Here is a 9738-nt window from a genome sequence, read left to right as displayed (position 1 = left end):
GCTGCGGAGGGGTGCGGGGTTCAGCCGGCGTCGCGCACCCGCGCCAGGAACGCGCGGGTGCGCTCGTGGCGCGGGTTGCCGATGACGTCGGCGGGCGCGCCGTGCTCGACGACCACGCCGCCGTCCATGAACACCACCTGGTCGGCGACCTCCCGCGCGAAGGCCACCTCGTGGGTCACCACGACCATCGTGGTGCCCTCGGCGGCCAGCTCGCGCATCACCGTGAGCACCTCGCCGACCAGCTCGGGGTCCAGCGCCGAGGTCGGCTCGTCGAACAGCATCAGCTTGGGCTGCATCGCCAGGGCGCGGGCGATCGCCACGCGCTGCTGCTGACCGCCGGACAGCTGCGCCGGGTAGTTGTGCACCCGGTCGCCCAGCCCGACGCGCTCCAGCAGCGCCACCGCCTGCTCGCGCGCGCGCGCCTTCGGCACCCGGCACACCCGCACGGGGGCCTCGACGACGTTCTCCAGCGCCGTCATGTGCGGGAAGAGGTTGAAGCGCTGGAACACCATGCCGATGTCGCGGCGCTGGCGGGCGATGCGCGCGTCGGTCAGGCGGTGCAGCTTCCCGCCGCGCTCCTCCAGGCCGACGAGCTCGCCGTCGAACCACAGGCGCCCGCCGTCGATGCGCTCCAGGGAGTTGATGCAGCGCAGGAACGTCGTCTTGCCCGAGCCGGAGGGCCCCAGCAGGCACACGACCTCCCCGGCGTGCACGTCGAGGTCCACGCCGCGCAGCACCTCCACGTGCCCGAAGGACTTGTGGACGTTCACGGCGCGCACGACCGGCGCGCCCGCGCCCGCCGCCGCGCTCACTTCGACCCCCCGGCGCCCAGGGAGACGCCGGCCGCGACGGGCCCGGTCCCCTTCGCCGAGGCCCCGAAGCCGCGCCCGAAGCGCCGCTCCAGGAAGTACTGGCCCACCATGAGCACGCTCGTGGCGAGCAGGTAGTACAGGATCGCCGCCATGTTCGTCGCGACCACCTCGTAGGTCTGGTTCTTGATCTGCCCCAGGCGGAAGAACAGCTCGGCGTTCACCGGGATCGCCACCAGCAGGGAGGTGTCCTTGAGCATCGCGATCACCTCGTTGCCGGTGGGCGGCACGATGACGCGCATCGCCTGCGGCAGCACCACCCGGCGCATCGCCAGCCGCTTGGTCATGCCCAGGGACTCCGCGGCCTCGTGCTGGCCGCGGTCCACGCTGAGCAGTCCGGCGCGGGCGATCTCGGCCATGTAGGCGGCCTCGGACAGCCCCAGGCCCAGGATGCCGCCCAGGACGCCGCCCAGCAGCGCGTACACCCGCTGCTGGTCCACCGTCAGCAGCCGCAGCTCCGGCGTGCCGAACCACTGCGTCAGCAGGAAGTCGAACGGCACGCCCAGGGAGAACCCGGTGGCGAACAGGGCGCCGAGCCCGCCGACGAAGGTGAGCAGCACGTACCGCGGCACGGCGCGGAAGAACCACGTGTACACCCACGACACCGCGCGCAGCACGGGGTTGTCCGACAGGCGCAGCACCGCCAGCAGCACGCCGCCGACGACGCCGATCACCATCGCGCAGACCGTGGTGAGCAGCGTGCCCACCAGGAACCCGCGGATGACGATGTTCTGGTTCATCGCCTCCAGGGTGAAGGCCCAGTCGAAGTTCTCGTTCGTCACCAGCAGGTGCGCCAGCATGAGCGCGAGCACCGCGATCACGGCCACCGCGACCCAGCGCCAGGGGTGGCGCACCTCGGCGGCGTCGATGCGCCCGGGCCGCTCCCGCCCGTCCCCGCCCGCCCCGGCCGCGCCGCCGGGGCGGTCCTGCCCGACGCTCACGGGTTCACGGGGAAGTCGGTCACCGCGCCGTCCTGCGCGCCCCAGTTCGCCAGGGCCGCCTCGTAGGCGCCCTCCTCGGAGACGGCGGCCAGCGCCTGCGAGACCGCCTCGGCGGTCTGCTGCTGGTCCTTGGGCACGACGATGCCGTAGGGGGCGGCGTCGTAGATCCCGCCGGCGAGCTCGAGCTGGTCGCCGGTCTGCTGCACGGCGTAGGCGGAGATCGGCGAGTCGGCGAGCATCGCCTGCACGCGGCCCTGCACCAGGGCGGCCGTGGCGTCCTCCTGCGAGTCGAAGGTCAGCACCTGGATCTCCGGCTGGCCCGCGTCCCGGCACGCCTGCTGGCGCACCGGCAGGTCGTCCTGCTCCTGCGTGGTGCCGGTCTGCACCGAGACCTGCTTGCCGCAGGCGTTCTCCGGGTCCACGCCCTGCGGGTTGCCCGCCTGCACCACCCACTGGGTGCCGGCGTTGAAGTACTGGACCATGTTGACCTGCTCCTTGCGCACGTCGTTGATCGTGAACGACGAGATCGCCACGTCGTAGCGGTTCGCGCTGACGCCGGTGATCAGGGAGTCGAAGGAGGCGTTCTCGTACTGCGTCCGCACGCCCAGCTTGGCGGCCACGGCGTCCATGACGTCGACGTCCATGCCGACGACCTCGGTGCCGCGCAGGAACTCGTTGGGCGCGTACTCGGCGTTGGTGCCCACGCGCAGCACGCCGGAGTCGCGCACCGACTGCGGCAGCATCGCCGTCAGGGCCGCGTCGGCGGTCACCGAGGGGGCCGGGGTGGAGCCGGTGGCGGACGGGGAGGCCGGTCCCGAGCCCTCGGACAGCGAGTCGGAACCGCAGCCCGCGACCGCCAGGGCGGCGAGGGCGAGGGTGCCGGCGGCGCCGAGGACCGACCGGCGAGGGGTGCGCAGGAGCACTTCGATGACCTCCGGAGTCGTGGTGAGCGTGCACAGTGTGGCCCACCGCGCAGGCCCGCCGCGCACCCCGCCCCCCGCGGGGGGCGGTTGTTACGCAGACGTCACACGCTCGCGCCCCGGCGCGCTCAGCCGGTGGCGCAGCGTGCTGCGCAGCCGCGGGCGCCCGCCGTCGTCGACGGCGTGGTCGACCTCCACGGCGGCGGTGCCGTCCTGCGCGCACACCACCGTCATGACGCCGTTGTCGAACCAGGGCCCGTTCTCCACCCGCCAGGACACGTCCGGGTCGCGCACGCCCGCGGCCGCGGCCAGCGCGCGCGTCAGCGTGCGCGCCGGGCGGGAGTCCAGCAGCCGGTTCGCCAGGCGCACCCCGCGCGAGAGGGGGTTGCGGAACGGCGACATCACCAGCTGGTGCACCGCCGGGCCGTCCTCGCCGGCGCCGGGCACCCGCACCCGCGCGGTGTAGCTGCAGTGCACGTCGCCGGAGAGCACCAGCACGCTCGACGGCGGGCGCGGCCCGGCCGCCACGTCGCCCAGCAGGCGCACCAGGTCCCCGAAGGAGGAGCGGAACGCCGCCCAGTGCTCCAGGTCGGCGGCCTGGCGCAGCGCCTCGGCCCACCGCGCCGCCCGCGGCCCCCACGCGCCGTCGGCGACGGCCTCGTCGAAGCCCTCCGCGTGGTGGATGCCGTGCAGCAGGAACGCCGGCAGCGTCGTGGCCAGCAGCACGTGCCGGGCCGGGCCGTCCTCGCGCTCCTCGTCCTGCGCGCCCAGGACCTGCTCGCGCACCCAGCCCCACTCGGCCTCGTCGGCGATGCGCCGGGCGCCCGGCGCCAGGCGCCGCGCGCAGCGCGAGTCCACCGCCACCAGCCGCACCGGGCCCAGGTCGCGCGAGAAGCTCCAGCGGGCGGTGGAGGGGTCCTCGTCGGCGCGCAGGGCGAAGCCGTCCAGCAGGCGGTCGCGCTCGGCGTCGTCGGGCTCGGCGCGCAGCCGCGCCAGCAGCGCGTCGCCGGCCAGCTCCTCGGGGGAGAGGTTGCCCAGGTGCTGGTAGACCCAGTAGCTGGCGAAGGCGCCGGCGACCCGGTCGCGCCACCACGGCGCCCGCGAGACCTCCCGGCGCCAGGTGTCGGAGGTGTTCCAGTCGTCGCGCAGGTCGTGGTCGTCCAGGAGCATGCAGGTGGGCACGGTGGACAGCAGCCAGCGCACCGCCTCCGGGCCCCACGTCTCGTGGTAGAGCCAGGTGTACTCCTCGAAGTCCCCGATCTCCTCGCGCACGTCCTCCCCCGCGTCGGGCCCGCCGCGGTGCCGCTCGCGCAGCCGCTCCTTCAGCGCCGGGGTGGGGTCGTCGGCGTAGACCTGGTCGCCCACGAACAGCAGCAGGTCCGGCCAGCGCTCCTCCGCGTGGTGCTCGCCGACCATGCGGTGCGCCAGGGCGCTGAGGGCGTCCACCCCCACCAGGCGCACCGACTCCGGGCCGTCGTCGCCGGCGCGCCGGCACGAGCCGAACGCCAGGCGCAGGTCCGCGCCGCGCTCGGGCGTGCGGATCTCGCTGGCCGGCCAGCGCCACGACGCCGCCGGCGGCGGCCACGCCAGCGCCTCGCCCTCCCCGTCGTCCACCAGCACCCGGTAGGGCAGGCGCTGCCCGGCGGGCAGGCCCGGCACGACGACCAGCGCGAAGTGGTGCCCGTGCAGGGTCAGCGTGCCGGTGGCGCCGTCGGCGCGCCGGCCGCCGGGCAGGTCCACCTCCACCCGCACCCGCGCGGGCGTGCGGGTCTCCACCCACACGCTGGCGCTGGTGTCGTCCACGTACCGCAGCAGCGGGCCGAGCAGCAGCGCGGCGCTCGCCCCGTCCCCGGTCGCGTCGTGGGCCGCGGGCTGGACCTCGTCGGTGGTGGGCATCCGGCAATCTTGGACCGTGCTGACCGATGCGCGAAGCGTGCGCCGCGTGGAGCGTCACCCGGACGCCGCCGTCGACCCCGCTGCGTGGCCGGACTCGATACCGGCGGTGACGCAGCTGCTCACCGAGGGGCTGGAGCTGCCCGCCGGGGTGACGTTCCTCGTCGGCGCCAACGGCGCGGGCAAGTCCACGATCGTCGAGGCCGTCGCGGAGGTGCTGGGCGTGCACCCCGAGGGCGGCTCCAGCGCCCACCGCGCCGGCGCGGACCGCGGCCGCGGCGCGGACCGCTCGGGGCTGGCCGCGCGGCTGCGGGCGGTGCGCTCACCGGGCCGGCGCGGCAGCGCCTTCTTCCTGCGCGCGGAGACCGCCCACCGCTTCTACACCTACCTGGAGGACGCCGGGCACGACGGCGAGGGCCCGCCGCCGGTGCACCCGCTGCACCGCCTCAGCCACGGCGAGGGCTTCGGCGAGGTGCTGCTGCGCAGCCGCTGGGTGCGCGAGGCGTCGGTGCTGCTGCTCGACGAGCCGGAGTCGGCGCTGTCGTTCGAGAACCAGCTGCTGCTGGGGGCCTCGCTGGCGCAGCTGGCCGGGCAGGGCCGGCAGGTGCTGTGCGCCACGCACTCGCCGCTGCTGACGGCGCTGCCCGGCGCGCACGTGCTCCAGCTCGACGAGCGCGGTGCCACGGCCGTGGAGTGGGAGGAGCTGGACCTGGTGCGCGAGTGGCGCTTCTTCCTGGACGCCCCCCAGCGGTACTGGCGGCACCTGCCCTGAGGCCGCGCCCGGGGCCGCCCGGGACCGCAGCGGGGGTGCTCAGGGCTGCGGCACGCCCAGCCAGTCGTACCAGCCGCTGTGCAGCACCAGCCACGCCAGCAGCCCGTACCCGGCCTGCCCGGGGTGCACGCCGTCGCCGGCGGCGAGGTCGGCGTACCAGTCCTCGTGGGTGGCCAGCGGGTTGAAGGTGTCCACGTAGACCACGCGGCGGCGGGTGCAGACGTCGGCGAAGGCGTCGGCGAGGTCGCCGATGCGGTCGTTGCGCTCCTCGTCGGCCACCGGCGTGGGGCCCACCACGAGGGTGGGCAGGCCGCGCGCCTCGCACTCGTCCAGGACGTTGGCCAGGTTCAGCCGGCTGCGCGCCAGCGTGGTGCCCGCGTCCAGGTCGGCGTGGCCCAGGCCCACCACGAGGCGGTGCTCGTCGCCGCCGGCGAAGCGCCGGGCGGTCTCGTCGCGCCAGCGGGCGTTGAGGTCGGTGGTCGTCTCGCCGGGCACGCCCAGCGGGTACAGGGTGATGTCGCGGTCCTCGCGGGGCGTGCGGGCCGAGACCCGCCCCACCCAGCCCAGCGCGCGCGGGTCGCCCACACCGGTCACGAACTCGTCGCCCACCAGGCACACCCGCACGTCGTAGCGGCCGTTCACAGCTGGTCCTCGCGCACGGGGGTGGTGCTCCTGTCGTCGGTGGGGAGTGCCGCAGCGAGGATAGTGCCCCCGCGGGCCGGGCGGCGCCGGGCGGCGGGCACGAGGACGCCCCCGCCGCCCGGGCGGGCGACGGGGGCGTCGGGGGCGTGCCTCAGCGGTCGAAGGCCTCGCGCACGAGCTGCTGCTGCTCGGCCTGGTGGCGCTTGGCGGAACCGGCCGCCGGCGACGCCGAGGCCGGGCGCGAGACGCGGCGCAGGCGTCCGCCGAGCTCGGCGTACAGGTGCATGGCCACGTGCTGCCAGCCGCCCTGGTTGGCCGGCTCCTCCTGCACCCACACCAGCTCGGCGTCGGCGTACGTGCCGGCCACCTCGCGCAGCGCCTCCACCGGCAGCGGAGCGAGCTGCTCCACCCGCACGATCGCGGTGCGACGGTCGTCGCGCTTGGTGCGCTCGGCGAGCAGGTCCCAGTAGACCTTGCCGCTGCACAGCAGCACGCGGTCCACGGCCGCCGCGTCCAGGCCGCCCTCGTCGCCGATCACCTCGCGGAACGTGCCGGAGGTGAAGTCCTGCACGGCCGACTGCGCGGCCTTCAGGCGCAGCATCGACTTCGGGGTGAAGACGATCAGCGGGCGGCGCGGGCGCGCGTACGCCTGGCGGCGCAGCAGGTGGAAGTGGCTCGCCGGCGTCGAGGGCACGGCGACCGTCATGTTGTCCTCGGCGCACAGCTGCAGGAACCGCTCGATGCGCCCGGAGGAGTGGTCCGGGCCCTGGCCCTCGTAGCCGTGCGGCAGCAGCAGCACCACCGAGGAGCGCTGGCCCCACTTCTGCTCGCCGGCCGCGATGAACTCGTCGATGACGGTCTGCGCGCCGTTGAAGAAGTCGCCGAACTGCGCCTCCCACAGCACCAGGGCGTCGGGGCGCTCCACGGAGTACCCGTACTCGAAGCCCATCGCGGCGTACTCCGACAGCAGCGAGTCGTAGATCCAGAACTTCGCCTGCTCGGCGCCCTCGCGGCCCAGGTACAGCAGCGGCGTCCACTCCTCGCCCGTCACGCGGTCGGTGAGGACCGCGTGCCGGGAGACGAACGTGCCGCGGCGGGAGTCCTGCCCGGCCAGGCGCACCGGGGTGCCCTCCATGAGCAGCGAGCCGAAGGCCAGCAGCTCGCCCCAGCCCCAGTCCACGCCGCCCTCGCGCGACATCTGCTCGCGCTTGTCCAGCAGCTGGCGCAGCTTGGGGTGGACGGTGAAGCCCTCCGGCGGGTTCGCCTGCACGCGCCCGATGTGCTCCAGCACCGAGGCGTCCACCGCCGTGGGCCGGCTGCACACCGGGGCCCGGTCGTCGGCCTCCTGCGCGCTGGGGCGCTCCAGGCCGCCGCGCCCGTCGCCGCTGGCGCCCGTGCCGGACTCGCGCGTCTCGGCGAACGCCCGCTCCAGCTGCGCGGAGTAGTCGCGCAGCGCCTCCTCGGCGTCCTCCACCGAGATGTCGCCGCGGCCGATGAGCTGCTCGGTGTAGCTCTTGCGGACGCTGCGCTTCTTCTCGATGAGGTTGTACATCAGCGGCTGCGTCATCGAGGGGTCGTCGCCCTCGTTGTGCCCGCGGCGGCGGTAGCAGACCATGTCGATGATGACGTCCTTGTCGAACGCCTGGCGGAACTCGAACGCCAGCTGCGCCACCCGGACGCACGCCTCGGGGTCGTCGCCGTTCACGTGGAAGATCGGCGCCTGGATCATGCGGCCGACGTCGGTGGCGTACACCGACGAGCGCGCCGAGGCGGGCCCGGTGGTGAAGCCCACCTGGTTGTTGATCACCACGTGCACGGTGCCGCCGGTGCGGTAGCCGCGCAGCTGCGAGAGGTTCAGCGTCTCGGCCACCACGCCCTGCCCGGCGAAGGCGGCGTCGCCGTGCAGCAGCACGGGCAGCACCGGGAAGGAGGCGCCCGCCTTGTTCAGGCGGTCCTGCTTGGCGCGCGCCACGCCCTCCAGGACGGGGTCGACCGCCTCCAGGTGCGAGGGGTTCGCCGCGACGTAGACCTTCGTCTGCTCGCCGTCCTCGCCGGTGAAGGTGCCCTCGGTGCCCAGGTGGTACTTCACGTCGCCGGAACCCTGCACGGTGCGCGGGTCCTGCACGCCCTCGAACTCGCGGAACACCTGGCTGTAGCTCTTGCCGGCGATGTTCGTCAGGACGTTGAGGCGGCCGCGGTGCGCCATGCCCAGGCACACCTCGTCCAGGCCGGCCGTGGCCGCGCGCGAGAGCAGCGCGTCCAGCAGCGCGATGACGGACTCCCCGCCCTCCAGCGAGAAGCGCTTCTGGCCGACGTACTTGGTCTGCAGGAACGTCTCGAACGCCTCGGCGGCGTTCAGCCGGCGCAGGATGCGCAGCTGCTCGGCCGCGCTGGGCTTGGCGTAGGGGCGCTCCACCCGGTCCTGGATCCAGCGGCGCTGCTCGGGGTCCTGGATGTGCATGTACTCGATGCCGACGGTGCGGCAGTAGGAGTCGCGCAGCACGCCCAGCACGTCGCGCAGCTTCATGTGCGCCTTGCCGCCGAAGCCGCCGGTGGGGAACTCGCGGTCCAGGTCCCACAGCGTCAGGCCGTGCGACTCCACCTCCAGGTCCGGGTGGACCCGCTGGCGGTACTCCAGCGGGTCGGTGTCGGCCATGAGGTGCCCGCGCACCCGGTACGCGTGGATCAGCTCGACCACGCGCGCGGTCTTGTTGATCTGGTCGTCGTGCGAGACGGAGATGTCGGAGGTCCAGCGGATCGGCTGGTACGGGATGTGCAGCGCCCGGAAGACGCGGTCGTAGAACCCGTCCTCGCCCAGCAGCTTGGTGTGCACGACGCGCAGGAACTCGCCGGAGCCGGCGCCCTGGATGATGCGGTGGTCGTACGTGGAGGTCAGCGTGATGACCTTGCTGACGGCCAGCCGCGTGAGGGTCTCCTCGCTGGCGCCCTGGTACTCCGCCGGGTACTCCATCGCCCCGACGCCGATGATCGCGCCCTGGCCCTTGACCAGGCGCGGCACCGAGTGGACGGTGCCGATGGTGCCGGGGTTGGTCAGGCTGATCGTGGTGCCGGCGAAGTCCTCGGTGGTGAGCTTGCCCGCGCGGGCGCGGCGCACGACGTCCTCGTAGGCGGCCCAGAACTCCGCGAAGTCCTTGGTCTCGCACTCCTTGACCGCCGGCACCATCAGCTGGCGGCTGCCGTCCGGCTTGGGCAGGTCGATGGCGATGCCGAGGTTGACGTGCGCGGGGTGCAGGACGGCGGGCTTGCCCTTCTCGTCCAGCGCGTACGCCGCGTTCATGGAGGGCATCTGCCCCAGGGCCTCGACGACCGCGTAGCCGATCAGGTGCGTGAAGGAGACCTTGCCGCCGCGCGCCCGCTTGAGGTGGTTGTTGATGACGATGCGGTTGTCCACCAGCAGCTTCGCCGGGACCGCCCGCACGCTCGTGGCGGTGGGGACCTCGAGGGACTCCTCCATGTTCACCACCACGCGCGCCGCCGGGCCGCGCAGCTTCTCCACGGTGTCGTTCTCGGGGAAGGCCGCCCGCGCGGGCGGCTGCTCCCGGGGCGTCGCCGGGGCGGCCGCCGGCGCCGGGGCTGCCGCCTTCACCGGGGCGGGCGTCGTCGGGCCGCCAGGTACCCCAGGGGGATCCCGACGGCCACGGCCAGCAGCAGGGCCGCGAGCGACAGCTCGATCGTGGCGG

7 protein-coding genes are annotated in these 9738 nt (G+C 74.3%); 1 reads left to right on the top strand and 6 read right to left on the bottom strand.

Going from position 1 to position 9738, the window contains the following annotated elements:
• Positions 1-20: 20 nt before the first annotated feature.
• From GTR00_RS07305 to GTR00_RS07290, 4 genes are all read right to left on the bottom strand, one after another.
• A complete protein-coding gene (locus tag GTR00_RS07305; protein ID WP_166610972.1) occupies positions 21-812 on the bottom strand; it encodes an amino acid ABC transporter ATP-binding protein in 792 nt (263 codons plus the stop codon).
• Positions 809-1810, bottom strand: coding sequence for an amino acid ABC transporter permease (locus GTR00_RS07300; protein ID WP_166610971.1), 1002 nt, complete (start codon positions 1808-1810; stop codon positions 809-811). Before GTR00_RS07300 ends, GTR00_RS07305 begins: the two co-directional genes overlap by 4 nt.
• Complete coding sequence (locus GTR00_RS07295) at positions 1807-2733, bottom strand: ABC transporter substrate-binding protein (protein WP_205705269.1); 927 nt, start codon at positions 2731-2733, stop codon at positions 1807-1809. Before GTR00_RS07295 ends, GTR00_RS07300 begins: the two co-directional genes overlap by 4 nt.
• A 90-nt stretch (positions 2734-2823) precedes the next feature.
• Positions 2824-4626 carry a DUF7800 domain-containing protein gene (locus GTR00_RS07290; protein ID WP_166610970.1) on the bottom strand — a complete coding sequence of 601 codons (1803 nt, stop codon included), beginning with the start codon at positions 4624-4626 and terminating at the stop codon, positions 2824-2826.
• Positions 4627-4672: 46 nt separating this feature from the next.
• Here GTR00_RS07290 and GTR00_RS07285 point away from each other — a divergent pair, with 46 nt between their 5' ends.
• The gene (locus GTR00_RS07285) at positions 4673-5395 is read left to right on the top strand and encodes an AAA family ATPase (RefSeq protein ID WP_323132309.1); all 723 of its coding nucleotides are present in this window, start codon (positions 4673-4675) and stop codon (positions 5393-5395) included.
• A gap of 39 nt (positions 5396-5434) precedes the next feature.
• Here the strand turns inward: GTR00_RS07285 and GTR00_RS07280 are convergent, their stop codons facing one another.
• Positions 5435-6037, bottom strand: a complete 603-nt coding sequence (locus tag GTR00_RS07280) for a GDSL-type esterase/lipase family protein (protein WP_166610969.1) — start codon at positions 6035-6037, stop codon at positions 5435-5437.
• Between the two features lie 151 nt (positions 6038-6188).
• A partial coding sequence (locus tag GTR00_RS07275; protein ID WP_205705268.1) for a multifunctional oxoglutarate decarboxylase/oxoglutarate dehydrogenase thiamine pyrophosphate-binding subunit/dihydrolipoyllysine-residue succinyltransferase subunit occupies positions 6189-9738 on the bottom strand: 3550 nt, incomplete at its 5' end.

The sequence above is a fragment of the Kineococcus indalonis genome, from assembly GCF_009906395.1.
Classification (GTDB): domain Bacteria; phylum Actinomycetota; class Actinomycetes; order Actinomycetales; family Kineococcaceae; genus Kineococcus; species Kineococcus indalonis.
The sequence above is the reverse complement of the archived record's forward strand: the minus strand, read 5'-3'. Positions and strand labels throughout refer to the sequence as shown.

Coding starts and splice junctions, on each gene's coding strand:
- GTR00_RS07290 (WP_166610970.1), bottom strand. CDS start 4,626: ATGCCCACCACCGACGAGGTCCAGCCCGCGGCCCACGACGCGACCGGG.